This window comes from Pseudomonas sp. LS2P72, assembly GCF_054897865.1.
Map to the genome: position 1 here is coordinate 4254976 of NZ_CM142708.1, position 26565 is coordinate 4281540.

A 26565-nucleotide genomic window follows, 5' to 3' on the forward strand; every position below is an offset into this window, starting at 1 on the left:
TTCCATGCGCTTCAAATCATCTGCTATGCGTCTTGCCACAGTGTCATTGGGGATGTTGTTCGCCATGAATGCGTTGGCGGCCGACGAGAAACAACTGATTGATTCGATCAACCTCTACCGCAGCCAGGTGCAGCGCTGCGCGGGTCAGGTATCGCAGGAACTGCCACCGCTGGCCGGCGACCCACGGCTGGCGCTGAACGCCAGCAGCGTCGGCAATCTGCAGCAGGCAATGGCCAGCGCGGGTTATCCGATGAAGAATGTACAGGCGATCAGCCTGTCCGGGCCGCGCGATGCGCCGTCGGCGATGAAAGCCATTCAGGAAAGCTTTTGCCAGATCGTGCTGGACCCGCAATTCGTCGATGTCGGCGTCAGCCACGAGGACCGCGAATGGCGCATCGTGCTGGCGCGTCCACTGTTGAGCGCTCGCCTGGGCGACTGGCAGGCGGAAGGCCAAAAGCTGCTGGCCGAGCTCAACATCGTACGCAGCCAGCCGCGCCAGTGCGGTACACAATCCTTTGCCGCCACCACGCCACTGGCCTGGAGCGCTACGCTGGCGACGGCGGCAGAGGAGCACGCCCGGTCAATGGCCAACAACAATTACTTCGATCACAAGGACCGCGATGGCCGCATGCCGGGTGACCGGGCTGAATTGGCCGGTTACAGCGGCGGGCAGGTCGGCGAGAACATCGCTGCCGGCCAAGACACCGTGCGCAAGGTGGTCGATGGCTGGGTGTCCAGCGCCGGTCACTGCGCGAACCTGATGAACCCGCAGTACCGGGAGTTGGGCGCGGCCTATGCGGTTGATCCGAAGAGTGATCCGGGGATTTACTGGACGGCGATGTTCGGGGCGCAATAAGTTCGGGAAGCCCGATAGCAAAAACCATCGGCCAACGGGACGAAACCCAACGCGCTCACGCCTCTACCTGCACCACCTCGATCCCGAGTTTTTGATAGTCCTCGACATTGCCCGACGCCACATGACGCTCGGTGATCAGGGTATGAATGCGCTGACACGGCGCGACAACGAACGGCTCCACCGCCCCCAGTTTGTCGGCGGTGGTGACGGCAATGACATGGGAGGCGCTGGCGAGCATCGCCTGTTTGACCGGCACTTCGTCGAAATGCAGGGAGCTGATGCCGACTTCCGGGTGAATCGCGCAGACGCCGGTGAACAGCAGATCAGCCTTGATGCCCTCGATCAGCCGCAAGGTTTCATGTCCGCTGGCCGACAGGGTTGCGGGATTGAGTTGCCCGCCAGCCAGAATTACCGTGATGCCTTTGTATTCAGCCAAGGCGATCGCGATCATCGGCGAGGCGGTGACGGCCGTAATGGCAATGTCCGACGGTAGCGATCGGGCGATTTGCAGCGTCGTGCTACCCGAATCGAAAATCACAATCTGGCCGTTGTGCACCTGGCGTGCGGCGAGTTGTGCCAGGTGTGTTTTCACCTCATCGGTTTCACTGACGCGGGTGAAATAATCCTTGCCGGTGTCCTTGGGCCGCGGCAGCGCCCCGCCGTGCACCCGCTGCACCAGCCCGGCGGTCGCCAGCTCCGCCAGGTCACGGCGAATAGTATCTTCGGACACCACGAAATGCTGGCTAAGCTCACTAGCCATGACCTTGCCGTCACGTTCGAGGATCAACAGGATTTTTTGCCGGCGCAGATGAGGGAGCTCGGCGGCGGAGTGTGAATCGTGCATGTTTTTGCCCGCTTTTGCGTGTAATTGCGTGTTTGTGCGAGACTAGCCAAAGCGCGGAATAAACACAAACCAGACGGCTATCAATTATTTCGATGATTCAAATCATGAAGTCGAATTTTTTATTTGTTTGTGACCTATTCAAGATGGCGCCCTCACACATGTTTTGGATGAAAACTTCATGAATCTGAATTTTGCCTTTGCCTGCATGATCGTGGTCTCGTTCGCGATTGCGTTGGGTCACGCCTGATCAGCAGAAGCCAAGGGCCAGTCGCTCCCTCCTCCATCCAGAGTCAACTCATGCTGTGTTCCCTTGTATCGAACGGCGCTCTCGTCACGCCTCAAAGGCCGGATACAACGGTGCGAGCCGATCTAGCGGGTGTGAACATGGGCAGCGCGCCAACCTACGACCCCGGCTGGGTCTATCACGGCTTGCTGGTTGGCCCACTTGAGGAAGCCGCCCTTTGTCTGGACGGCCTGCTGGCCGGCAACCTTCTGCCAAACCCGCTGCGGCAAGCGATGCAAACGCGGGTACTCGGCGGTCCGATTCCCGGTCGCCCATGGACGTCCTCGGGCTACGGGCTCGGCTTGATGCAGGGCATGGTGCAAAGCGGCCTGATCTTGAGCGGACACACCGGCGCCGGTCCGGGCAGCGTCGTGGCGATCTATCGCTGCGTGGATGGCGACGACGCGGCGAGTTGTGCTGTCTTTCATGAAGGCGCCAACGAAGGGATTGCCGAAGCAGAAGTGGTCGAACGCCTGTCGGTAATCCTTGGGAAAAGCTGGTAGAAAAGCCGTAACCCTTCCCACATGGTCTATAACCAACATCGACATGATTTGGATCAGGGAGCCTTGAAGGCTCCCTCGCTAAATTGATCTCTTGAAAAAAGCCGACAAGTGACTGTCCGCTAGGAGATTCCTCGCATGAAAACCCTGAAAATTGCCGCCAGTGATTCCGCGTTCGATTGTTTCCAGACCTCCCGAGAAGTGATTCCACTCAATCTAACCGACTACACCGACGTCGCGGTTGCGGTGTTCTCTGTGGAGGATGTGCTGGGAGACGCCTTGGGCATCCTGCAACGCACCGGTTTCGATATCCCCATTTTTCTCGTCGCCTCCCCCGGTTCCGGCAACCGCGCCCGGGAGGTTTACAAGCACCTGCAAGATGTTCTGCTTCAGGTGAATGGCATTTTTGACCCCTCGCGCAACAACGCCGAATACCATGGCAACCAATTGGAGACTGCGGCAAAAGCCTATGAAGAAAGTCTCCTGCCGCCGTTCTTCGATGCGCTCAAGCACTACACCGAATCGGCCAACGCCACGTTCGCCTGCCCTGGCCACCAGGGCGGCCAGTTTTTCCGCAAACACCCGGCTGGCCGGCAGTTCTTCGACTTCTTCGGCGAAACCCTGTTTCGCGCCGATATGTGCAACGCCGACGTAAAACTTGGCGATCTGCTGATCCACGAAGGTCCGGCACTTCTGGCGCAAAAACACGCGGCGCAGGTGTTCAACGCCGACAAGACCTACTTCGTACTCAACGGCACATCGGCCTCCAACAAAGTGGTCACCAATGCGCTGCTCACACCTGGCGATCTGGTGCTGTTCGATCGCAACAACCACAAATCCAATCACCAAGGTGCGTTGATCCAGGCGGGGGCGACCCCGGTTTACCTGGAAACCGCGCGCAACCCTTATGGCTTTATCGGTGGGATTGACGCCCATTGTTTCGAAGAAGACTACCTGCGCGAACTCATCAGCGAAGTCGCACCGAACAAGGCCCAACTGCCGCGACCGTTTCGCCTGGCGATCATTCAACTGGGCACCTATGACGGCACCATCTACAACGCCAGACAAGTCGTCGACCGCATCGGCAAACTGTGCGACTACATCCTGTTTGACTCGGCGTGGGTGGGCTACGAACAGTTCATCCCGATGATGAAGGATTGCTCGCCGCTGCTGCTTGACCTGCACGAGAACGACCCCGGGATCTTTGTCACTCAATCGGTGCACAAACAGCAGGCGGGGTTTTCCCAGGCGTCGCAGATCCACAAGAAAGATCGCCATATCAAAGGCCAGGCCCGTTATTGCAACCATGCGCAACTGAACAACGCCTTCATGGCCCAAGCGTCTACCAGCCCGTTTTACCCGCTGTTCGCCTCACTGGATGTGAACGCGCGTATCCATTCCGGCCGCAGTGGGCTGCGCCTGTGGGAAGACTGTGTGAAGTTCGGCATCGACGCGCGCAAGTTGATTCTGGAAGCGTGCACCCTGGTTCGCCCCTTCGTGCCGGACACCATTGACGGTCGCCCCTGGCAGGACCATCCGACTGAGGACATCGCCAACGACATCCGGTTTTTCGAATTCCACCCGAAGGATCGCTGGCATGCCTTTGGCGGTTACGCCGACAAGCAATACTTCATCGACCCCTGCAAGTTGCTGTTCACAACGCCCGGCATCGACCCAATCGACGGCAGTTACACCGACTTCGGTATTCATGCCGGCATCCTCGCCAACTTCCTGCGCGAGAATGGCATCGTTCCGGAAAAGTGTGACTTGAACTCGATTCTGTTCTTGCTCACCCCGGCCGAAGACTGGGCGAAGATGACTCATCTCGCTTCACAGATCGCCCGTTTTGAACGTTTTATCAGTGATGACGCGCCGATGAGCCGGGTGTTGCCGGCCATCTATGCGAAGCATCAGGAGCGCTATAGCAACTACACCATTCGTCAACTCTGCCAAGAGATGCACGACCTCTACCGCAGCCACAACGTCCAGCAATTGCAGAAGGCAATGTTCCGCAAGGAACACTTCCCGAAAAAGGCGATGAACCCGCAAGCAGCTCAGTTCGAATTCATCCGTGGCAACGTCGAACTGGTGGCGCTGGCAGACGCCGAAGGTCGCATCGCTGCCGAAGGTGCTCTTCCCTATCCACCCGGCGTGCTCTGCGTAGTGCCCGGGGAAATATGGGGCGGTGCGGTGCTCAAGTACTTCCTGGCGCTGGAGGAAGGTATCAACTCTCTTCCTGGCTTCACGCCGGAACTCCAGGGCGTGTACTTGAAACAGGAAGGTGATCGCATTCGAGCCTATGGGTACGTGATCAAGACGCGCGGTGAAATTGGCGAATCAGCCCGGGGTTGAGCGCGATGGCGAGTGGATATCTGCGCGAAGCCGATTATGCTTCAGGAAACCTTGCAGCGATGCGAGGCCGTCAGCCTGTGTGCATGCTTCGCGCAATCCGTAATCCGACGACATCAGCCCCGGGGCCTGGGTGCGGCAAAAAGTAACGAGGTACTCCGGCCTATAACAAGAACGACGGAGAAGACTCATGGCCGCAATCGACAACACTTCCACGGGCAGCGCGCCCCACCACGGGCTCACCAAGGAGGAGCGCAAGGTCATTTTTGCCTCGTCCCTGGGCACCGTGTTCGAGTGGTACGACTTCTACCTTTATGGTTCTCTCGCCGCGATCATTGCCAAGCACTTCTTCGCCGGCGTCAATGAGACAACGTCCTTCATCTTCGCGCTGCTCGCGTTCGCCGCGGGCTTCGCGGTACGCCCCTTCGGCGCCATCGTGTTCGGCCGACTGGGCGACATGATCGGACGCAAACACACCTTTCTCATCACCATTGTGATCATGGGTATCTCAACCGCCATCGTGGGCTTTTTACCCGGCTACGCGACCATCGGCGTGGCGGCACCGATCATCCTGATCACCCTGCGCCTGCTGCAAGGTCTGGCTCTGGGCGGTGAGTACGGCGGCGCAGCGACCTACGTCGCGGAACATGCGCCGAAAGGCAAACGCGGCTACTTCACCTCGTGGATTCAAACCACCGCGACCCTAGGCCTGTTCCTCTCGCTGCTGGTGATACTCACCTGCCGCACGATCCTCGGCACCGAAGCCTTCGAGGCCTGGGGCTGGCGGATTCCGTTCCTGCTGTCGATCCTGCTGCTGATTATCTCGGTGTACATCCGCCTGCAACTCAGCGAGTCGCCGGTGTTCCTGAAAATGAAGGCTGAAGGCAAGTCTTCCAAGGCACCGCTGACCGAATCCTTCGCCCGCTGGGACAACCTCAAAATCGTGATCATGGCCCTGCTCGGCGGCACTGCCGGCCAGGCCGTCGTCTGGTACACCGGGCAGTTCTATGCGCTGTTCTTCCTGCTGCAGACGCTGAAGATCGAAGCGCAGACCGCCAACCTGCTGATTGCCGGCTCTTTGCTGATCGGCACGCCGTTCTTCGTCATATTCGGCAGCCTGTCCGACCGTATCGGCCGCAAGGGCATCATCATGGCCGGCTGTATCCTGGCGGCAGTGACCTACTTCCCGATCTTCCATGCGTTGACACAATACGGTAACCCCGACGTATTCATCGCGCAGGAGAAGTACCCGGTCACGGTAGTCGCCGATCCCGACCAGTGCTCGTTCCAGTTCGACCCGGTGGGCAAGGCCAAATTCACCAGCTCCTGCGACCTCGCCAAGACTGTGTTGGCAAAGCGGGCCATACCCTATGAAAACGTGAAGGCCGAACCGGGCACCGTCGCGCAGGTCCGTATCGGCGACAAGGTGATCCAGAGCTTCGAGGGCACCGGCATGCCGGGCGCCGACTTCAAGGTCAAGAACGACGCCTTCGCCGCCACCCTCGGCACCGCGCTCAAGAACGCCGGCTACCCCGAGAAGGCCGACCCGGCCAAAACCAATTACCCGATGGTGCTGCTGCTCCTGACCATCCTGGTGATCTACGTGACCATGGTCTACGGCCCGATCGCCGCCTGGCTGGTGGAACTGTTCCCGGCGCGCATCCGCTACACCTCGATGTCGCTGCCCTACCACATCGGCAACGGATGGTTCGGCGGCTTTCTGCCTACGGTAGCGTTTGCCATGGTCGCGGCCACGGGAGATATCTATTACGGGCTGTGGTACCCGATTGTCATCGCGGTGATGACGGCCATTCTTGGCACGTTCTTCCTGCCGGAAACCAAGGATCGGGAAATTCATCACACCTGAGGCTGGCACCTGCCCTCTCCTGCCAGGGAGAGGGCAATCCGGAGACGATCAAACGGTCTACGCTCATCCAGATGGCTTCGGGGCTCCTTCCCCGCGCACTGATGGGGACACCGTCATGATCCGTCTGTTAACCGCTTTTATATTGATGGCGCTCAGCATCCCGGCGATGGCCGGGGTGACGCCATTCCCTGCTGCCTTTCGGATTCAGGACATCCCGGTCGAAGGCGTCACGCTGCATGTGCGCGTCGGCGGCAAAGGGCCCGCCGTGGTGCTGCTGCATGGCTTCGGCGACACCGGCGACATGTGGGCGCCATTGGCCGCCGATCTGGCCAAGGATCACACCGTCGTCGTGCCGGACCTTCGCGGCATGGGCTTGTCGTCGATCCCGGACAGCGGCTACGACAAGAAGACCCAGGCCGGCGACATCCGTGCGTTGTTGGCAGCGCTGGGTATCGAACACTCGGTGGTCATCGGCCACGACATCGGCACCATGGTCGCCTTCGCCTACGCCTCGCGTTATCCGCAGTTGACCGATCGCCTGGTGGTGATGGATGCGCCGGTGCCGGGCATTCCCCCTTGGAACGACATTGTCCGCTCACCGATGTTGTGGCACTTCGACTTCGGCGGACCGGATGCCGAACGCCTGGTCGCCGGTCGGGAGCGCATCTACCTGGACCGTTTCTGGAACGAGTTCGCCGGCGACCCCACTAAGGTGGATGAAGCCACCCGTCAGCATTACGCCAAACTCTATTCCCGGCCCGGCGCCATGCGCGCGGCCTTCGCCCAATTCCGCAGCATTCGTCAGGACGCGGTGGACAACGAAGCGTCGATGGCGACGCGGCTGACGATGCCGGTGCTGGCCGTCGGAGGGGAAAAATCCTTTGCGGAGAATGAAGCGATCGTGATGCGCAATGCAGCGGACACGGTGACGCAGGTGGTGATTCCGGGGGCGGGACATTGGCTGATGGAGGAAGCGCCAACGCAGACCATTCGAGCGATTCGCGAGTTTATTGCGCAGTAATGCAACTCGTACCGTGTAACAGCTGGCGGAGCCTGCGTTCGGCTCGTCAGGAACGCAACACGCCGATCGCCCGCCGATATTTTTCAATGCGTTCCAGGTCTTCCCACGACGGCTGCGCGATCCGCGATAAGTCGCTGTTCTCTTCCAGGTCCGCCAGTTTCACCACCCGCCCTATCGGATTCTGCGCCGCGCGTTCGACGAAGGCTTCATAGGACTCACCCGGCACTTTAGTGATCGACTCGATGGCTGTCAGAACGACTTCGCTGAAGCCTTCCTTGCGCAGGTCATCAAGGCTGATGCCGCAGTCCTCGACCACGTCATGCAGCACCGCGACGATGCGTTCTTCCAGCGTCGCGACCCGCAACATGACTTTCAGCGGATGCAGGATGTAAGGACTACCGCCCTTGTCGACCTGCCCCTGATGCGCAGCGGCGGCGATGGCAATGGCGCGTTCCAGTGTTTGAGTCATCTCGCAGCTCCCAGGCTTGAATGCCTTGGCGGTCGTTGGGTTAGCGCAACACAAAGCCTTCCTCAAGCGCTGAGGCAACAATATCTTGAGCAGGCACGTTGATCCAGGTGAAGCATCGACTTCGCCCACTGACGCAAGCCAGCGCCCCACCATCTGATAACCGAGCGTATAACCAAACCATTTCGGGTGAGCACCAACACCGAAAAACCACTCGCTGTGATTGTAGTGCGTGGACTCAAGGGTCTTCAGGTCTACCGGGGAGCGAAGCAGATCGGCATCGGTAACGGCACACTCCCAAGGCTCTGTGTGGTTGCCGAGCAAATGCCGGACGAACTGTCCGGCTAGTCCCTCGCTGACCAAGGCTTCACCTAACGTCCAACCGTAGCCAGGCCCCGCCATGCGTAAACAATGATGAACTTCATGGACAATTTGTCGATGCAGCGTTCCCGTGCGCAGGCTGGGCAACAAATTAGGGTTGTCCGGGTCGATGGTCATCGTGAACATGGTGCTTCGATAAGCCCGCCCCATGAGGCCCATTTCAGGAATGGTCTCGCCAGGGAGCCGCTGGATCAACACATCAAGTCGCGGAGGCGTAATCAAACGGGAGATCGTCTTGTAAGCAGCGTCAAATTCGCCGGTCAAATCGGAGCGAAGTTCGGCAAGGCTCCCCGAGGCTTCCAGCCAATGCAGTGTCCATGCGTCCATTGTTACCTCTGAAAAACTGTCACGAAGCCTAAAAACTCAGCCCAACAGATGCTGTGAGATGAGTTTGGAAATCTCGACCATCGACGTCCTTCCAGTGAATTCAAACTTCACTCTGCCCAGCGCCGAGAAGTAGATTTCCAGCTCAGAATCCAGGTCGAAGGTGCCCGAGGTTTCCACGGAATAAGCGACGATGTTTTTGTAAGGCAATGAAGTGAAGTCTTTTTTGCTGCCGGTGATGCCTTGGACGTTCACCGCGATGATTCGTTTGTTGGTAAACACCACGCCGTCGCGCATGGATTTATAGGCATCAATGACCTGCTCGCCGTCCAACAGCAGCGCGGTGACTCGCTCCGCGTACTCGTTGTTTTGCTTGAGTTTGAAAAAGCCTTTGTTGTTGAAATCGATCATCCGCCATCCCCTTCCTTAAAGAGTGTTCCCTGGATTGCCAGCGCGTGGCGCGGCGAGCATACCATCGGGCCTGCGCTTTTTGCGCCCCCTCCCACAACGGATCTGAAAAACCAATGGAACCCCGCGCCTCATCGCGTTTTCGAAACCCTATCAGCGCTGATCTTTGAACAATCAAGGCGCCATTGGAGAGGAAATCCCGATGAACAGTAGACTGCTGTTTTTGCTTGCCAGCCTGACCCCCACCCTGGTCATGGCTGAAGGCTGTGATGTGCTGACCCGCTCCCAAAGTCCTTCCGTGCCGGTGGTCGAAACGCATAGCTGCTATGAGTACGAAGGCATGCCGGTGGGCTCCATTGATTGGTCATGCAGCAACGAAAGCAAAGACATGCTGACCAGCACCAAGAAAAAAGTCGAACAGTGTGCCGATCATTCTCAGGCCACTTGCATCGCCACGTTGACGCAAGAATCGCTGGCCAATCCTCACTCCACTAGCAAGGACAAGAGCAGCACATCGCTGAATATTCCGGACAATGCGAAGGTCACTACGTATTACTACGGTGCTGAGCATTTGAGTCAGGCGAAAATTGATTGCGAGTCGGGTGGTGGTCACTGGAAAACCCAGTAACCCCCAAGCAGCGCTGGTTAACCCTTAACCGCCGCTTCAATCCCAGCGATGTCGATCTTTCCCATTTCCATCATGGCGTCGAACGCGCGCTTGGCCGCTGCTTGATCAGGATTGGCTATCGCAGCCGTCAAAACGCGTGGTGTGATTTGCCATGACACTCCCCACTTGTCCTGGCACCAGCCGCATACGTTTTCGTGGCCGCCATTTCCGACAATCGCGACCCACAAGCGATCCGTTTCGGCCTGGTCGTCGGTAGCCACCTGGAACGAAAAAGCCTCGTTGTGCTTGACCCCCGAGCCTCCGTTCAATCCGAGGCAAGGGATGCCGATCACCGTGAACTCGACCGTCAAGACATCGCCCTGCTTGCCTGCCGGATAGTCGCCAGGTGCGCGAAGGATGGCTCCCACCTCGCTGTCCGGGAACGTTTCGGCGTAGAACGTCGCAGCGTCCAGCGCGGTACCGTCGTACCACAGACAAATCGTGTTTTTGCTGATCATCGCGGTTCTCCAGAAAAGAAACGGGTACGTGCATTCTGGTACGGATACGCCTTTCGTGCACCTTGAAGGTAGAAAACCCCAAGCGATCACCTAAGCTCTAAGGGGAGATTTTGCGCTGCTACAAATTGATAGCTCCACACTATGGAGCACGCACCCCCAAAAGGAGCCTCTCATGTTCACACCCGGTCACCTGAACCGTACTAATACGCCTGGCACTCCCGGAGTCCCGGAATACAACATTGATGTCTTCTATGAAGTCCGCCGCGACCCCAAGGAAGGCATGCTGATGCACTTCAAGATGGACGGAGCGGTATCAGGTAAAAGCTTCACCGAAGAGTTCGATATGCACCGCGACACGGCCTTCAACTTTGCCAGCCGCGTGGCAAAGGCTGCGGCCAAGCATGGAGTGCCCGCCAATGCCAGTCTGATCATGCGCGGGCACAAGGAATACGACGCGATGTTCGAGGATATTCGCGACAAACTCGGCGTCCAGCCAGGCGATCCAGTCAATCTGGATAACGCTGAGAACGACCGTCGCTGAGTGACGCCAATGCCACTCAGCGCGCCCCATTCACCGGGTAGATCGCAAGGTAGTTGTCGACGGCATTGCCTATGGTTGGAAAGAACGCCGTTTCGCCAAGCCGCGCGAACAGCCCGAATCGCTTCAGCTTGTCCTTGACCGGGTCCTTCATCTCGGCCACGCACAATTTGATGCCTGCCGCGTGCAAGGTGTCGTCCAGCTCAGCCAACATGTCGGCAGAGGTCACGTCCACACTGGTGACGGGTTCCGCCGCAACGACCAACCAGCGCACGGGCGTAGGCGATGCCGCCACTGCGTCGAGCACTCGCTCATTGAACAGTTCGGCGTTGGCGAAGAACAACGGCGCATCCCAGCGAAACAGCACCAGGCCGGGTATAAGGTGCGCGTCGGGATAGCGCTGGATGTCGTGGTAGCCCTTGATGCCATCGACTCGCCCCAGCACCGCCGAATACGGTCGCCAGCCATCCCACAGAAATTCGATCACGGCGATCACGATGGCCAGGCCGATGCCCTCGATCGCACCGAACACGGCCACACCGACGGTGCAGACGATCGACAACCAGAACTCCCAGCGCTGGATGCGATAAATGCGTCGCAGATCGGCGACTTCAATCAGGCCGATGGCCGACGCGATCACGACCGCTGCCAGTGCGCTGCTGGGCAAACTCTGCAACAGGTTCGGCGCCACCATCAGCAATAAGGCGACTGCCAACGCGCCGACAACCCCGGTCAACTGGGTTTTGGCGCCGGCGGCTTCGGCCACAGGGGTGCGTGACGAACTGCTGCTGATCGGAAAGCCCTGGAAAAATCCAGCCGCCAGATTGGCAAAACCGAGCCCTGCCATCTCCTGGTTCGGATCGACATAGGTTCGGGTCCGTGCCGCATAGACACGCGAGAGCACGCTGGTGTCGGCGAACGACACCAGGGCAACGGCGAAACCGCCGATGAGCACGGGGACCATATCGTCGCGGGTGATCCAGGGGATGGCGAACGCAGGTAAACCTTGTGGAAGAGCACCGAGGACCGACACACCCGCGCGAGCGCCAAGGTCCAGCACGCCGACGGCAACGGTCGCGCCTGCCACGGCGATCAAAATGCCCGGCACACGCTTGAAGCCCTTGAGCAGCAGGATCACGACCAAGGTGGCTGCGCCGATCATAAACGCGGTCCAGTTAGTCTTTCCTTCCATCACCGCGGTGGCGATAGCCCATATGTTTCTCAGCGGGCCGTCGGACTCAATCGAAAAACCGAAAAACTTGGGCAGTTGGCTGATCAAAACCGTCAGCGCGATGCCGTTCATGTAGCCGTAGCGGATCGGTTTGGACAGCAACTCCGTAATGAAGCCCAAACGCATGATGCCCGCCAGGATGCACACGGTGCCTGAAACGATCGCCATCATGCCCGCAAGGGCGACGGCGCGATGCGGGTCGCCGCCCGATAGGGGCAGGACGACAGCAAGGATAACGGCGGCCAGTGAGGAATCCGGGCCCAGCACCAGAATCCGGCTAGGCCCGAACATGGCGTAAGCGAGTAGCGGAACGATGGTCGCGTAGAGGCCATAAATGCCGGGTACGCCCGATGCCACGGCGTAGGCGATGCCGACGGGAACCAACATCGTGGTGAGCACCAGCCCGGCCATGATGTCGTGACGCAACCAGGCAATCTGGTACCCGCGCAGCGTGCGAAGTCCAGGAAGCCAACGGCTCCAACCGGTTTCGTCGCCGGCATCCCGGCGTGCAATCCGGCCCGGTTCCGGGACGGGAGGCGAAGAATCCGAATCGCTCATAAAGCTGTGGCCTATAGGTGTACAGCGCAGATTCGCTTAAACGTGCCCGTCAGAACTTTTCGGGCACTCGCCGGTGCGGATAATCCGGATCGCGATAGCCGCCTGGCTTCTGCCGTTTGGGCAATATCACCTCCTCGCGCGGTACATCCTTGTACGGGATGCGGCTGAGCAAATCGGAGATGATGTTAAGGCGCGCCCGCCGTTTGTCGTTGGAATTGGCCACCAGCCATGGGGCATGATCGGTGTCAGTCGCCTTGAACATGTCGTCACGCGCGCGTGAATAGTCATACCAGCGGCTGTATGACTTGAGGTCCATGGGGGTCAGCTTCCAGATTTTGCGCCCATCATTAATGCGCTCCTGAAGCCGGCGGGTCTGCTCGTCTTCGCTGACTTCCAGCCAGTATTTGAGCAGGATTACGCCAGAGTCGACGATTGCACGCTCCACCAGCGGCGTTGTCTTCAGGAAACTGGCCACCTGCTGTTTAGTGCAGAACCCCATCACCCGCTCGACGCCCGCCCGGTTGTACCAACTGCGATCAAAGATCACCACTTCGCCGGCCGCGGGAAGGTACGGCAGGTAACGCTGGACATACATCTGGCTTTTCTCTCGATCATTCGGCGCCGTTAGCGCCACCACCCGAAAGACACGCGGGCTGACGCGCTCGGTGATCGCCTTGATCGTCCCGCCCTTGCCAGCGCCATCACGCCCCTCGAAGACGATGCAGAGCTTGATGCCCTTGGCTTTTACCCACTCCTGTAACTTGACCAGTTCGACGTGCAGGGTGCGCAGTTGTTCAAGGTAATCCTTGCTCTTCAGCTTCGGGGTTTCAGCAGATTTACGCTTAGGGGCTTTTTTCTTGTCCTTTGCCATGACCAAGACCTCATAGATGCCAGTCGCCGATAGGAATTCAGCGTAGGTTGCTTTCAACTCATCCGCCGAGCGCGATGATCGCGGTGATTAGCACAGCGCCGGTGACGGCCATCGCAAGACTGAGCAGGCCGAAGATGACCTCCGTGACACGATCGACCGGATCAAGTACACGGGCCCGTTTTTGCTCTCCAGTGCTTTGCATGCGTTCATCCTCACCACGGCTGCGTCAGCGTGGTCCTGGTTTTCAGCCGTGCCAGGATGGCCAAGACCCAGCATCCGCCAGCACACCGAACAGCTTAGTTCAGACTTCACCTGTCACCACGCGACGTATCGACAACGACTAAACTTTTGCGATTGAACCTTGTTTCCCAAGGAGATCTCCATGAGCACCACGCCCCTGTCCGAACTCGATGCCGCCCTGCCCGGTCTGGCCCGCAAGATCCGCGTGCTGGATGCCCTGGCCTGGCCGGAGGGGGTCGAAGAAGTGTTCCTGGCACGTTGGCGCGCCGGGCAGGCAGAACTGCCCAAGGTCGAACTGCGCCCGCGCGACCACAGCGCCGACATCGCCGCCCTTGAAGCCTTTATCGGCCGCTGCGATGAGGGTCATCCGGCCGGGCGCCATCTCGCCATGACGGCGCGCAGCTATGCCACGGCCGGGTTCATGCTCGGTGCCATTGGCACACCCGCCTTTACGCAGTATTCGTCAGCGCTGTACCGGCGCCCGGACTTCTACTACACACGCCTGAAACTGAGCATGCTGGACGCGGCCCAATTCTTCCTCAAGACCACCGACGCCCTTCTGGGCGGTGCGCGGATTCCACCGTGCCCGGCAGAAATCCCGGCCGAAGTCTTCGCCGCCTGGATGCAGCCGGAACTCGACCGCTTCTTCGGACCGGGCCGGATCAGCGTCGTGCTCGATCCGACCCTGGCCGCCAAGGCCATCGCCGGGGCCAGTCGCATCCGCCTGCGGGCCAGCGCGCTGTTCTCGGAACTGGACAAGAACCAGTTGTTGCAACATGAAGCCTTCGTGCATGTCGCCACGGCACAAAACGGCGCACTCCAGCCCAACCTCAAAAGCCTGGGCCTGGGGGCGCCACGCACGACTCAGACCCAGGAGGGCATCGCCACCCTGGCCGAGCTGTTCACCGGCAGCATGGACATCAACCGCCTGCGCCGCCTCGCCCTGCGCGTACTCGCGGTCCAGCAGGCGCTGGATGGCGCCGATTTCATTCAGGTATTCGAAGGTTTCCTCGCGGCCGGTCAGTCGCAAGAGGAGTCCTTCCGCTCGACCCAGCGGGTGTTCCGCGGCGCCGACCTGCGCGGCGGTTCGGCGTTCACCAAAGATGCCGCCTACCTGACCGGTTTGCTCGGCGTGCATACCCTGTTGCGCATCGCGATTCGCGACAACCGGCCGGAACTGGTGGGCCATCTGTTCGCCGGACGCCTTAGTCTGGGCGATACCGTGCGCCTGGCCCCACTTTTCGAGTCCGGCTGGCTCCAGGGGCCGGTCCATGTCCCGGCCTGGGCCTCCGATCTGCGTCTGCTCGCCGCCAACCTCGCCTTCTCCGCTTTTATTTCCCGGATCAAGCTGGATGTACTCGATCTGGAGGTGCTCATGGCCTTCGCCGACGAGCATGAAGCCGATGCCAGCGCCTAGTGTTTAAAGGGAGAGCCACCGAACCAAACGCTCTGCATCAGTTATTTATACTCAAATGCCAGCTTAATAATATTTTACCGATACCAGGGTGATCCCTAGTCTTGACCCCAAGAAATGGCAGGCCGTTACCGACCTAAATCCAACTTCGAAGGGTATTGAGATGACCACTGAAAAAATAAAAACAGATACGCTGATTGTTGGCGCCGGTCAGGCTGGCGTGGCCATGAGTGAACACCTGAGCAAACTCGGCGTGCCGCACCTGGTGCTGGAGCGCAACCGTATCGCCGAGCGCTGGCGCACCGGCCGTTGGGATTCGTTGGTGGCCAACGGTCCGGCCTGGCACGACCGTTTTCCCGGTCTCGATTTCGACGACCTCAGCCCCGACGACTTTGCCCCGAAAGAGCGGGTTGCCGACTACTTCGAAGCCTACGCCAAGAAATTCAACGCCCCGATCCGCACCGGCGTGGACGTGCTGAAGGTCGAGCGCAATGTCGGTCGCCCAGGCTTCACCATCGAAACCTCTGAAGGCGTGATCGAGGCCAACCGCGTTGTTGCCGCCACCGGGCCATTCCAGCGCCCCGTCATACCGCCAATCGCGCCGAAAGATCAGCCATTCCTGCAGATCCACTCCGCCGACTATCGCAACCCGGCGCAGCTGCCCGAAGGCGCTGTTCTGGTGGTCGGCGCAGGTTCGTCGGGCGTGCAAATCGCCGATGAATTGCAGCGTGCAGGCAAGAAGGTCTACCTCTCGGTCGGCGCACACGACCGCCCTCCTCGCGCCTATCGCAACCGTGATTTCTGCTGGTGGCTGGGTGTACTTGGTGAGTGGGATCAGGCGGCCATGAAACCCGGCCGGGAACACGTCACCATCGCGGTCAGCGGTGCACACGGCGGCCGCACCGTGGACTTCCGTGGTCTCGCCCATCGCGGCATGACGCTGGTGGGTTTGACTCAATCGTTCAACGGCGGCGTAGCGACTTTTCAACCGAACCTTGCCGAGAACCTGGCGCGCGGCGACGAGAACTATCTGGCGCTGCTCAATGCCGCCGATGCCTACATCGAACGCAACGGCCTGGACCTGCCGGAAGAGCCTGAAGCGCGCATTACCTTCCCGGATCCGGAGTGCGTGACCAACCCGATTCTTCAGCTCGACCTGGCCAAGGCCGGCGTGACCTCGATCATCTGGGCCACCGGTTTTGCCACCGATTACAGCTGGCTCAAGGTTGATGCCTTCGACGACAACGGCAAGCCGGCGCATCAGCGCGGCGTGTCGAGCGAAGCTGGCGTGTATTTCCTCGGGCTGCCGTGGCAGTCACGTCGCGGCTCTTCGTTCATCTGGGGCGTTTGGCATGACGCCAAGTACGTGGCGGATCACATCGCCATCCAGCGTTCCTACCTCGACTACCACGATGCCGCGCAACGCGAGTCTGAAACCGTCCCGGCCGCCCATAAAGCCACCGTCAGCGCTTGAGCGATTTTTCTTTAGGAGCTTCAAATGTCCACGCCAACCCATACCCGCATTCGCATGTTCAACACCAAAGAAACCTACCCGAACCAGAGCCTGGACAATGACCTGTGCCAAGCGGTCCGTGCCGGCAACACCGTTTACGTTCGCGGTCAGGTCGGCACCGATTTCGAAGGCAACCTGGTAGGCCTCGGCGACCCGAGAGCGCAAACCGAGCAAGCCATGCGCAACGTCAAGCAGTTGCTGGAAGAGGCTGGTAGCGACCTCAGCCACATCGTGAAAACCACCACCTACCTGATCGATCCGCGGTATCGCGAGCCGGTGTATCAGGAAGTGGGCAAGTGGCTTAAAGGGGTGTTTCCGATTTCGACCGGGTTGGTGGTGTCGGCGTTGGGGCAGCCGCAGTGGTTGATGGAAATTGATGTGATTGCGGTGATTCCTGAGTAGACCGAGTCGCGGCCATCGCGAGCAAGCTTTGCTCCTACAGCGGATCTTCAGTGCGACGACTGTCCCGTAGGAGCAGAGCTTGCTCGCGATGAGGCCAGCTCAGACACCACCTCAGCCAAGGCAATACAAGGAGCAAAACCATGACCTTCTCCATCGCCGCCCGTTGCCCCGAAACCGGTCAGTTCGGCATTGCGATCAGTTCCTCCAGCATCGCCGTCGGCGCCCGTTGCCCCTGGTTGCTGCCGGGTGTCGGCGCCGTTTCCACACAAAACATCACCCTGCCGTCGCTCGGCCCGGAAGTTCTCGCCCTCATGGAACAAGGCCTCACGCCGGCCGAAGCGTTGGACAAAGTCCTGACCCGCAACGGCTACAGCCAATACCGCCAGATCACCGCAATTAACCACCTCGGCCAAACCGCGCACTTCAGCGGCTCGCAAACCTTGGGCAATCACAACGCCGTGTCCGGCGATCAATGCGTGGCTGCCGGCAACATGCTGGCGGACCGTGCAGTGATCGAAGCGATGGTCGAGGCGTTCGAGCATGGCGAGGGCCAACTGACCGACCGCTTGCTGGCGGCCATGAAAGCAGCCATCGCAGCGGGCGGTGAAGCCGGGCCAGTGCATTCGGCGGCGGTGGTGGTGGTCGGCGAGCTGACCTGGCCGATCATCAACCTGCGGGTAGATTGGGCGGATCACGATCCAATCGGTCAGCTTGAGAAATTGTGGGACGCCTATCGCCCACAGGTTCAGGACTACATCGACCGCGCCCTGGCCCCCGACAAATCCCCTGGTTACGGTGTCGCCGGAGACGACCGATGAGCAACAGCCTCGATTTGCTGAAAACCTTGGTGGCGTTCGACACCACGAGCCGCGAATCAAACCTGCACCTCATCGAGTTCGTCCGCGACTACCTCGAACGCTTCGACGTGCCTTGCGAACTGGTCTACAACGAGCAGCGCAGCAAGGCCAATCTGTTCGCGACCATTGGCCCGGCGGACCGGCCGGGCATCGTGCTGTCGGGGCACACCGACGTGGTGCCCGTCGACGGCCAGCCGTGGACCGTTGCGCCGTTTGAACTCACCGAGCGCGACGGCAAATTGTACGGTCGCGGCACGGCGGACATGAAAGGCTACATTGCTTGCGTACTGGCGTTGGTTCCGTCGCTGGTGAACGCCACGCTGCGGGTGCCGGTACACATCGCGCTTTCGTATGATGAAGAAGTCGGCTGCCTCGGTGTGCGTTCGTTGCTGTCGGAATTGGAAAAGCGCCCGGTCAAACCGATGCTCTGCATCATCGGCGAACCGACCGAGCTCAAACCGGTGCTCGGCCACAAGGGCAAACTGGCGATGCGTTGCGATATTCACGGTGCCGCGTGCCATTCGGCGTATGCCCCGCTCGGGGTCAATGCGATTGAATACGCCGCCGAACTGATCGGTGAACTGGGACGGATTGGCAACCGGCTCAAAGCGCCGGAGCATCACGACGCGCGATTCGATCCGCCGTTCAGCACCGTTCAAACTGGTGTGATTTCCGGCGGCAAGGCCTTGAACATTGTCCCGGCGGATTGCCGCTTCGACTTCGAAATCCGCGCCCTGCCCTCGCATGACCCGAGTGAGGTTGCGCAAGAGCTGAAGGCCTATGCCGAGCAACAGGTGTTGCCGCGCATGCGTGCCGTGAGTGAGCAGAGCGAGATTCGCTTCAGCGAGTTGTCGGCGTATCCCGGGTTGGCGACCGATGCGCACAGTGAAGCGGCTGAGTTGATTGCTGCGTTCTCAGGCTCCCGAGAATTTGGCACCGTCGCCTTCGGAACCGAGGGCGGTCTATTCGACGCCGCAGGCATTCCCACCGTCGTCTGCGGCCCCGGCAGCATGGATCAAGGCCACAAACCCGACGAATTCGTCAGCCTCGAGCAACTCACCGCCTGCGACGCCATGCTGCAACGAATGCTGCTATCCATCAGCGAATAGCAAAGATTTTGAACACCCAAAATCCCCTGTGGGAGCGAGCCTGCTCGCGATAGCGGTCCGTCAGCCAAATCAATTTTGACTGTCAGCCCCTCATCGCGAGCAGGCTCGCTCCCACAGGTTTTTCGGCTGCTAACCGACATACATTTTTTAGCGTCTATACCCACAAACTTACTAATTTATCTCTCACTCCCCACCGCACATCATCAACTCCAACAAGAAAAGCGTCGCCCCGTGCAGCGCTCACCGAAGTACGTCCACGTACTCAAATTGCCTTGGAGTCCGTCATGGTTACCGCAGCAACAACCTCCGCCCCGCTCATCGAAAAACACACCATCGGCTACGTGCCGCCCGAAGATCGCCACGGAAAAACCCGCGACCTGTTCACCCTCTGGTTCGGCGGCAACATCGCGCCGTTGCCCATCGTCACCGGCGCCCTCGGCGTGCAGATGTTCCACCTGAACCTGGTGTGGGGCATCGTCGCCATCCTCGTTGGCCACCTGCTCGGCGGGGTGCTAATGGCGTTGCACTCGGCGCAAGGCCCGCAGATGGGCATTCCGCAAATGATCCAGAGCCGCGCCCAGTTCGGCTCGCTCGGCGCACTGCTGGTGGTGCTGATCGCCGGCATCATGTACATCGGCTTCTTCGCCTCCAACATCGTCCTCGCCGGCAAATCCCTGCACGGCGTGGTCGACAGCGTGCCCGTGCCGGTGGGCATCGTCATCGGCGCCCTCGGTTCCGGCATCATCGGCATCATCGGCTACCGCTTCATCCACCTGCTCAACCGCATCGGCACCTGGGTGCTCGGTGCCGGCATCGTGCTGGGCTTCGGCTACATATTCACCCACGTGCAGACCGCCGACTTCCTCACCCGCGGCAGCTTCAACATCTCCGGCTGGCTCGCCACCGTCTCCCTCGCCGCACTCTGGCAAATCGCCTTCGCGCCCTACGTCTCCGACTACTCGCGCTACCTGCCCGCCAACGTGCCCGTGGCCGCAACGTTCTGGACGACGTATCTTGGCACCGTGCTCGGCTCCAGCCTCTCGTTCATCTTCGGCGCCGTCGCCGTCCTCGCCACACCCGTCGGCATGGACACCATGGACGCCGTCAAACTCGCCACCGGCTCCATCGGCCCACTGATGCTCGTGCTGTTCCTGCTCAGCGTCATCAGCCACAACGCCCTCAACCTCTACGGCGCCGTACTGTCGCTGATCACCCTTGTGCAAACCTTCGCCCACCGCTGGATCCCGACCGCCAAAAGCCGCGCCGTCCTCTCGATCATCGTCCTCGCCGCCTGCTGCTTCGCCGCCGTCGGCGCCTCCGCCAACTTCATCGGCCACTTCGTCGACATGGTGCTGGTGCTGCTCGTGGTGCTGGTGCCGTGGACCGCGATCAACCTGATCGACTTCTACGCCATTCACAAAGGTCAGTACGACATCGGTTCGATCTTCAAAGTGGATGGTGGGATTTATGGACGGTACAACCCGCAGGCACTGTTGGCCTACGCGATTGGCATCGTGGTGCAGATTCCGTTCATGAATACGCCGCTGTACGTCGGCCCAATCTCCGAACACATCAACGGCGCTGACTTGTCCTGGCTGGTCGGCCTGCTAATCACCTCCCCGCTCTACTACTGGCTAGCCAACCGTGACACCGCTTACAAGCGTCGCTTGTCGAGCGGGAAACTGGCCACCAGTCTGTAATTGGAACCCAATCCCCTGTGGGAGCGAGCCTGCTCGCGAAGAGGTCCTGACAGTCAACATCCATGTCGACTGTCACACCTTTCGCGAGTAAACCCGTTTTCGCTTTACCCGCCATTCCCACAACCCCCGAATTTTATTGAACCCCACCCCCAACCAATCACCTAACTGAATGACTATCAGGAGGGTGACCCATGCAAACCGTAACCATCTGGATCGTACTCGCCGCAATACTTGTGCTGGTCGAGATATGGGCAATCAACAAAGTGCGTAAAGCCGAAGGCAAATCAAGCAACAAACTCGTATGGATGGTGGTGATCGTGTTTGTACCGCTATTCGGGCTGATAGCGTGGGCACTGGCGGGACCGAAACACACCAATCCCAACCCGCATTCACCGCAGGCCAGACAATGACGTTGGATGCTGTGCGGTAAGGATTATGGAACTGCGCAATCACAAAGAACAAAGCCACGATAATTCGGGGCTTTGTTGTTTCTGATCACCCGATTTCATAAACCTGACGTCCGAAATCCGTGTAGGAACTTACCCTTTGTGGCGAGGGGATTTATCCCCGTTGGGTCGCGAAGCGGCCCCAAAACCTGCACCCCATTTCCCAAGGCACTCCACACGGCCCGAATCACCGCGACAAGCCCGAAAACAGTGGCATTCAGCCTTGTCACAACAAGCGCCAAACCGTCCTACAGCCCGGTTGTGAGCACCTAAATTGGCGCCTATATTCGACCGGTCGCTGACACTGTTAGCGATGGGTTTCGCAGCCCTAATAAAGAGATGACCAATACCGTCGAATGAGAACTCTGGCAAAATTCGCCCGCGTTTCATTTCATGGCGGTTGTGCGTGGGAGACTTTCGAGTCTGCCGGGTGTCGGTCATCTCTCGGTCTGCGAACCCGCGTACAACTGCCACCCAATTGTTTCGCAGCGAAAAGGTGGCGCCTCTATTTACTTCCGTAGAGAACTACTTATGACCATGAACAACCCGCCTCGCCGCTTCACCCCCATGTCCCAATTCGCCACCGACTACCCCGTCCTCCTGATCGACAGCGACGCCCCAATCCGCGAACTCCACAACTGCGTCAGTGAACGCCTCAGCGCCGTCCTCAAATACCTCAACCTCATGGCCTGCACCAGCCTCCCCGACTACGCCGAAAACGACATCAACACCGTCACCAACATCGCCCGGATCATGATCCAGGATGTGAGCGATGTGTTTCGGGTGATTGAGCAGCGTGGGTTTGATGTACCAAAGAGTCAGTGATCAGAGTTGAGTCGTAAAAAAGCCCGCACTGAGTTGCGGGTTTTTTGTTGTTCAGGCCTGTCGAGTTGGCGAGAGTATTGTCTTCTCTATCAGCACAGCAAGAACACACTATCGTCTCTATAAGCGCTGTCCTATTTGGCAGCCAGTACTCATGTTAATATGCCATCACTCTTTCGATGAAGTACACCCGCATGGATGCCACGTCCCACCCTTTCAGCGTTTTTTCACTGCTTGGCGCTGCCTTGATCCTTTCTGGATGCCAAGCGACCAAGCCCGCGTCCGCTCAAATCACAACACCTGAGGCCCTGCCAGGCCTTGAGGTCTTCAACAGTGTGATGCTCGAGACCCCCGAGCCGAGTTCGATTGTGCGAGAGGGAGACAGGATCACCTATTTAGTGACTTCGTCCCCCAGCCCGGAACTCCACTATCTGGCACGTTTCGACGCCAACTGCAGCCAACCCGATGCGCAAATGGCTTACCGCAGCAAAGCGGGGATGTCTCTATTCGCCGTTAAACCGCGGGGGCGTTCAGAGGAATCCTGGCAATTGCCTGCGGAACAAAAGAGCCAGTACCTGCAAGGCGTGCAGTTGAAGCAGGTGTGCGCCCAGACAACACCGCCTCAATGGCGCGTGTTCTCGGCACCCGAACATCAGGATTGGCAGATGATCGACCGCAGCAGCCTGAAAGTAAAAGGTGATGAGGTAACTTTCTGGACTGCTCGGGTACTTCCCGCCGAACTGTTGCTGCCTGGCTCAAAAAACGTCTTGTATAGTCAGGCACGCCAGCGCTGGACGGCCAACTGCGCCCTGCAACAACTGACCGCGTTAAGCCATTTCTATCTTGATGCGCACAGCCGCGTGATCAATGGAGCGGTTCAAACGGAAGTTAAAGCCATCGGCCTGCAAAGCCTCAGCGCCGATGAGCGTCAGCTTTTTCAGGTGGCCTGTGGCAAGCCGCAATCGCTGGATCAATACAAACACTTTGAAGGACGCGAGCAGTCTCCCTTCGAATTGCCGGTCCCCGCCGTTGCCGTCCCGGTGTTGAGAGCCATCGAGGCATTGAATATGCCCAAACCGGAGAAAAGCATTCAACACTTGCGCCGGGTGTTCACGGATAAGTCCGAGCCAAGGCAGTATTCAGATGAAGGCGCACGGCTTAACGGGCGTGACTCGAAATACCTTTCTTACGAGACGAGTAAACAACTGACGGAGCGTTTTAAAGGCAGAGGAAGTCAGTGGGCCAAAGTCACTTTCCGGGGCCTGATTGACCTGGCTGAAAGTGAGTTCAGCACTCGTGCAGGTGAGATAACGATCGAGGATAACGCGATCACGAACCTCAGCTTCGAGGGCGATTGGGTGAACATGCCAGTCGGCGCACTGCTGCGATACACGGCGCAGGATATGCAGTTCCGTTACGGCAACGGCGGGAAAGGTCCCAGAGCCTTGGTGCCGGTCGACAACAGATACAGTTGCGAGGTGGAGTCGCAGAAGCCGGCCAGCACGTATCACCCAAGTTTGACCGGGACGGCCAAGGTACTCAGTTGCATGAAAGATACTTATCAATACGCCACCAACCTTTACGTCTACCTCGAAGCGTATGGCGTGTTTGTGCAGACTCAATACGTCACGAAGAACGTGCTGGGCGAATGGACGATTGAGGCGGTGGAATTTTGAGTTGCCTGGCCATTAGCTCCAAAAAAACCGTTGAAGTGGAAGCACACACTGCTTCTGCGTTTTCACATCAATGCCAAAACCCGGCAAGGAACGCACATGAATTTTTTTAAGAAGCTTCTCGACTCACTGAGAAGCCCTGTCACCCAAGACCTCCGGGCCGAACCGCAAATCGAGGCATTCCAGAAGCTGGCGGCTTTCGGTGAGTTGAACGAGGCCGAAGCGGCCAATCTGGCTGCGCGACTCGCCGGCGAAGCGTGCCTGGATCGTCATTGGCGCTCTGTCGGCACGGTCGAGCGGGACGTCATTGCCTATATGATCAGTCCGAGTTTCAGAGGTGGCCCTGACTGGCCCTCGACTCGTCAGGCCTACCGGGTGGTTCGCCGTGGTGACTCGATACTCCTTGCCACCGACGGCCTGTCGGATCCATTCGATGGAGTTGAAGGGATGGGCAATGGTTTCGAGATGGAGTTGTTCATGGAAACAGCTGACATACCCGAGCACGCACGTGGTTCACTTGGTGACGTCGATCCATTAAAAAACAGCTGGGCATTCGAACTGTTGGAGCACGTTGCCAAAACGGTGGCTGACGCTGGAGGTGTCACCGAACGGCTCGATCAGTACGGTACGCTATCTCTCGAAATTCCCGGGTTCAGCCTGTCGCACCACATGAGCGATCAACTCCCCAAAAGCTTCGTGACCGAGGACGACTGTACAGGCGTCCTGCTGGGAGCTCTGGAACCGGATTTCCCGACCCGACTGGATGACATGCCGTTATCTCCGGTCAGGTTGGTTTCGATGGTATTGATCACCGCATCGGAACTTGAATATGTCCGATCAGGTGGGCGAGCAGCACGCGAAGATCTGGTCAGCCGTTTGAAGGCCGCCGGCATCGGACATATGAGCAATCTGAATCGTGCTAGCGTTGTGTGAAAACCGAGCGGTCGTTTTCATGTGAGCAATCAGGAAAGACACCGCACAGTGCGTTGCCCTCCCAGGAGCGTTCACAGATGAAAACCTGTGACCGAAAAAAAGGTGACAGATCTATGTATTCAAATAGATCTGTCATCTTTTCCGCTTCATACACACGAATTTTTAACCAGTGGAAAACCTCAGTGAATTCATTCAAATCGCTAGTTGAAGAACAGAAGTCAAGAGAAGAAGTTGTTCCTCTCTTCGGAGTAATGCTTTATACCGACAGCCACCCACACATAAAAAAGGTATTGCGCGACGACGACTACTGGCTCGCACTACATGAGCTAACGGGAAATAATTTTGCTGTATTCTCGGTACGACCAGAAAAAGGCAGCTATGAAACTCCAAGTATGCCAAGAGGGTTCACAGGCTTCATGGTTAAAATATGGAAGGAGCCCAAAGAAAACAAACAACTCATTGAATTGTTCGAAATAGAAAACACTGAAAAACTCCCATCTCTATTATTATTCACCGAAATCAATCATCAGTACTTTTCCATTCAACTACCCATCGATGACTCAACTGAAAACAGCGCTTACCACTCTATACAAGAGCACCTTAACTTTGCCCTTGAGGTAATATCTGGAATAAGGAAAGAGAACCAAGATAACCCAGAAGGTATATTTGCTGCTTTATCCATGCGCCACAATGACAATAACACTTGGAAAGCATTAAAGAATTGCATGAATATTTACAAAAAAATCAAGGAGCTTCTCCCTTGAGATTTTATTAAGAAGGATAATGTCAAAGCCATTACCCCTATGAATTCTAGAAAAGTGGTAAATCTTTTTCTCTCAGGATCTGCCACCTTTTGTTGTCTTTTTCTATGTCGTTTAAGCACAAAAACACGAGGAGAAAAACATGGATTGGAAGTTTTTAATTACTACCGCCATTGCTGTATTGGCAGCGTGGATCTCCTGGAATGCGCGTCGAGAGGCGAAGCGCGCATCGAGCGCCACATACGATCTACAAACTCGCGTAGAGCAGTACGAGCACTTTCCGATCATCCAGGTGGCTGTCTCGCCAGATGGTGACCGCATCAAGGTTACTTTAACAAACTCTAGCGCTAGGAATGCCGTAGTATCATTCAAGATAAAATTTATACTTCGAATCTCCGCAGGAAACACATTCCACGTATCAAAAGAGGACTATGTATATCAGGGAGGATTTTTAGGTCCGAACTCGATCGAGGAAATTTATCCAGCAATTATTAATGACTGCATCGCTCACGCCCTACCACCATTAAAAGAATACCCCTCAGATCAGAATCATTTTGTTTTGCGAGCGTACGTAGAGTGCACCCCACCGAATCCAAAATCAGAGAAGATTAATGAGCAAGGGGTCGGTTTTTTCGTGTATGAGCAAGATCGCTTGCAGTTGAAAGCTGAAAGCTGAGGAAACACAGGGACCTATTTATTTTTTGGCAGGATGATATCTAGCACCGCCCCCTGCGCGGAAAATAAATAGGTCCTTATTTGTTCACGCATATGGAGCACTATCTATTGCTTCGAGTGAAAGAGCGAACAATTCGCGAAGCATATCGTTATGCTTTTTCAATGTAGTAGTGTAAATAATTTTGCGATCAAGAAGAGCGATTTTCAAAGCAGTGGGAGATGACAGTACTTCAGGCGCCACAGAAAGCACTTCCGTTTCACCATCAGTAATGTCTGTCACTTGCAGAATGTAATGACTAGTCTTTCCGTCCGCATTCTGCACGTACTGACGGCATTGAAAATCGTATCTACTTTCTGTCATAACGCTCTCAAACAGTTGTGCATACCTGACCCTAACC

General features: G+C 57.9%; 26 protein-coding genes and 2 pseudogenes. 19 read left to right on the forward strand and 9 right to left on the reverse strand.

Annotation, left to right across the window (positions count from 1 at the left end; translation table 11 throughout):
• Positions 1–4 precede the first annotated feature (4 nt).
• Positions 5–856: a CAP domain-containing protein gene (locus ACYZUA_RS19360; RefSeq protein ID WP_461960187.1), complete on the forward strand. Its 852-nt coding sequence runs from the start codon at positions 5–7 to the stop codon at positions 854–856.
• Positions 857–911: 55 nt separating this feature from the next.
• Here ACYZUA_RS19360 and ACYZUA_RS19365 read toward each other — a convergent pair whose 3' ends face one another.
• The gene (locus ACYZUA_RS19365; RefSeq protein ID WP_461960188.1) at positions 912–1700 is read right to left on the reverse strand and encodes a DeoR/GlpR family DNA-binding transcription regulator; all 789 of its coding nucleotides are present in this window, start codon (positions 1698–1700) and stop codon (positions 912–914) included.
• A gap of 360 nt (positions 1701–2060) precedes the next feature.
• Here ACYZUA_RS19365 and ACYZUA_RS19370 point away from each other — a divergent pair.
• The 4 genes and pseudogenes from ACYZUA_RS19370 to ACYZUA_RS19385 form a co-directional block, all read left to right on the forward strand.
• Positions 2061–2486: pseudogene (locus tag ACYZUA_RS19370) on the forward strand (serine hydrolase); the annotation flags it as partial.
• A gap of 135 nt (positions 2487–2621) precedes the next feature.
• Positions 2622–4835 (forward strand): ornithine decarboxylase SpeF, encoded by a 2214-nt coding sequence (gene speF / locus ACYZUA_RS19375; RefSeq protein WP_461960189.1) that lies wholly within the window; start codon positions 2622–2624, stop codon positions 4833–4835.
• Between the two features lie 187 nt (positions 4836–5022).
• Positions 5023–6699: an MFS transporter gene (locus tag ACYZUA_RS19380; RefSeq protein ID WP_461960190.1), complete on the forward strand. Its 1677-nt coding sequence runs from the start codon at positions 5023–5025 to the stop codon at positions 6697–6699.
• A 115-nt stretch (positions 6700–6814) separates the two neighbouring features.
• The gene (locus ACYZUA_RS19385) at positions 6815–7720 is read left to right on the forward strand and encodes an alpha/beta fold hydrolase (protein WP_461960191.1); all 906 of its coding nucleotides are present in this window, start codon (positions 6815–6817) and stop codon (positions 7718–7720) included.
• A gap of 46 nt (positions 7721–7766) precedes the next feature.
• Here ACYZUA_RS19385 and ACYZUA_RS19390 read toward each other — a convergent pair whose 3' ends face one another.
• The 3 genes and pseudogenes from ACYZUA_RS19390 to ACYZUA_RS19400 all read right to left on the reverse strand — a co-directional run bounded on the left by ACYZUA_RS19390 (position 7767) and on the right by ACYZUA_RS19400 (position 9302).
• The gene (locus ACYZUA_RS19390) at positions 7767–8189 is read right to left on the reverse strand and encodes an HD domain-containing protein (protein WP_461964050.1); all 423 of its coding nucleotides are present in this window, start codon (positions 8187–8189) and stop codon (positions 7767–7769) included.
• A gap of 189 nt (positions 8190–8378) precedes the next feature.
• A pseudogene (locus tag ACYZUA_RS19395) lies at positions 8379–8894 on the reverse strand (DUF2268 domain-containing putative Zn-dependent protease); the annotation flags it as partial.
• Positions 8895–8930: 36 nt separating this feature from the next.
• The gene (locus ACYZUA_RS19400; protein ID WP_046049313.1) at positions 8931–9302 is read right to left on the reverse strand and encodes a PH domain-containing protein; all 372 of its coding nucleotides are present in this window, start codon (positions 9300–9302) and stop codon (positions 8931–8933) included.
• A gap of 199 nt (positions 9303–9501) precedes the next feature.
• On the opposite strand from ACYZUA_RS19400, the gene ACYZUA_RS19405 reads away from it, so the two are divergent.
• Complete coding sequence (locus tag ACYZUA_RS19405; protein WP_461960192.1) at positions 9502–9927, forward strand: hypothetical protein; 426 nt, start codon at positions 9502–9504, stop codon at positions 9925–9927.
• Positions 9928–9944: 17 nt separating this feature from the next.
• Here ACYZUA_RS19405 and ACYZUA_RS19410 read toward each other — a convergent pair whose 3' ends face one another.
• On the reverse strand, positions 9945–10424 hold the full coding sequence (locus tag ACYZUA_RS19410) for a VOC family protein (protein ID WP_461960193.1): 480 nt from the start codon (positions 10422–10424) through the stop codon (positions 9945–9947).
• Between the two features lie 172 nt (positions 10425–10596).
• Between ACYZUA_RS19410 and ACYZUA_RS19415 the strand changes: the two genes are divergently transcribed.
• Positions 10597–10965, forward strand: coding sequence for a DUF5064 family protein (locus ACYZUA_RS19415; protein WP_461960194.1), 369 nt, complete (start codon positions 10597–10599; stop codon positions 10963–10965).
• A gap of 16 nt (positions 10966–10981) precedes the next feature.
• Here the strand turns inward: ACYZUA_RS19415 and ACYZUA_RS19420 are convergent, their stop codons facing one another.
• Genes ACYZUA_RS19420 through ACYZUA_RS19430 form a run of 3 tightly spaced genes read right to left on the reverse strand, consistent with a single transcriptional unit; the run spans position 10982 to position 13824 of the window.
• Positions 10982–12751, reverse strand: coding sequence for a SulP family inorganic anion transporter (locus tag ACYZUA_RS19420; RefSeq protein WP_461960195.1), 1770 nt, complete (start codon positions 12749–12751; stop codon positions 10982–10984).
• Positions 12752–12800: 49 nt separating this feature from the next.
• Positions 12801–13622 (reverse strand): polyphosphate kinase 2, encoded by an 822-nt coding sequence (ppk2, locus tag ACYZUA_RS19425; RefSeq protein WP_461960196.1) that lies wholly within the window; start codon positions 13620–13622, stop codon positions 12801–12803.
• A 58-nt stretch (positions 13623–13680) separates the two neighbouring features.
• Positions 13681–13824, reverse strand: coding sequence for a hypothetical protein (locus tag ACYZUA_RS19430; RefSeq protein ID WP_461960197.1), 144 nt, complete (start codon positions 13822–13824; stop codon positions 13681–13683).
• A 180-nt stretch (positions 13825–14004) separates the two neighbouring features.
• Between ACYZUA_RS19430 and ACYZUA_RS19435 the strand changes: the two genes are divergently transcribed.
• From ACYZUA_RS19435 to ACYZUA_RS19490, 12 genes are all read left to right on the forward strand, one after another.
• Positions 14005–15279 carry a flavohemoglobin expression-modulating QEGLA motif protein gene (locus ACYZUA_RS19435; protein WP_461960198.1) on the forward strand — a complete coding sequence of 425 codons (1275 nt, stop codon included), beginning with the start codon at positions 14005–14007 and terminating at the stop codon, positions 15277–15279.
• 160 nt (positions 15280–15439) lie between these two features.
• Complete coding sequence (locus tag ACYZUA_RS19440) at positions 15440–16750, forward strand: flavin-containing monooxygenase (protein ID WP_461960199.1); 1311 nt, start codon at positions 15440–15442, stop codon at positions 16748–16750.
• Positions 16751–16774: 24 nt separating this feature from the next.
• A complete protein-coding gene (locus ACYZUA_RS19445) occupies positions 16775–17191 on the forward strand; it encodes a RidA family protein (protein ID WP_008027166.1) in 417 nt (138 codons plus the stop codon).
• A gap of 140 nt (positions 17192–17331) precedes the next feature.
• Entirely contained in the window at positions 17332–18009 is a 678-nt protein-coding gene (locus ACYZUA_RS19450) for a DUF1028 domain-containing protein (RefSeq protein ID WP_461960200.1), read from the forward strand.
• Entirely contained in the window at positions 18006–19157 is a 1152-nt protein-coding gene (gene argE / locus ACYZUA_RS19455) for an acetylornithine deacetylase (RefSeq protein ID WP_461960201.1), read from the forward strand. The genes ACYZUA_RS19450 and argE overlap by 4 nt, the downstream gene beginning before the upstream one ends.
• 284 nt (positions 19158–19441) lie before the next feature.
• A complete protein-coding gene (locus ACYZUA_RS19460; protein WP_461960202.1) occupies positions 19442–20857 on the forward strand; it encodes a purine-cytosine permease family protein in 1416 nt (471 codons plus the stop codon).
• Positions 20858–21048: 191 nt separating this feature from the next.
• Positions 21049–21267 (forward strand): PLD nuclease N-terminal domain-containing protein, encoded by a 219-nt coding sequence (locus ACYZUA_RS19465; RefSeq protein ID WP_461960203.1) that lies wholly within the window; start codon positions 21049–21051, stop codon positions 21265–21267.
• 567 nt (positions 21268–21834) lie between these two features.
• Positions 21835–22128 (forward strand): fructose-bisphosphate aldolase, encoded by a 294-nt coding sequence (locus ACYZUA_RS19470; protein ID WP_461960204.1) that lies wholly within the window; start codon positions 21835–21837, stop codon positions 22126–22128.
• Positions 22129–22319: 191 nt separating this feature from the next.
• Positions 22320–23801, forward strand: coding sequence for a hypothetical protein (locus ACYZUA_RS19475; RefSeq protein ID WP_461960205.1), 1482 nt, complete (start codon positions 22320–22322; stop codon positions 23799–23801).
• A gap of 96 nt (positions 23802–23897) precedes the next feature.
• Positions 23898–24731 carry a suppressor of fused domain protein gene (locus ACYZUA_RS19480; RefSeq protein WP_461960206.1) on the forward strand — a complete coding sequence of 278 codons (834 nt, stop codon included), beginning with the start codon at positions 23898–23900 and terminating at the stop codon, positions 24729–24731.
• 77 nt (positions 24732–24808) lie between these two features.
• Positions 24809–25495, forward strand: coding sequence for a hypothetical protein (locus tag ACYZUA_RS19485; RefSeq protein ID WP_461960207.1), 687 nt, complete (start codon positions 24809–24811; stop codon positions 25493–25495).
• 139 nt (positions 25496–25634) lie between these two features.
• Positions 25635–26168 (forward strand): hypothetical protein, encoded by a 534-nt coding sequence (locus ACYZUA_RS19490; RefSeq protein WP_461960208.1) that lies wholly within the window; start codon positions 25635–25637, stop codon positions 26166–26168.
• Positions 26169–26252: 84 nt separating this feature from the next.
• Here the strand turns inward: ACYZUA_RS19490 and ACYZUA_RS19495 are convergent, their stop codons facing one another.
• Positions 26253–26528 carry a hypothetical protein gene (locus ACYZUA_RS19495; RefSeq protein ID WP_461960209.1) on the reverse strand — a complete coding sequence of 92 codons (276 nt, stop codon included), beginning with the start codon at positions 26526–26528 and terminating at the stop codon, positions 26253–26255.
• Positions 26529–26565 lie beyond the last annotated feature (37 nt).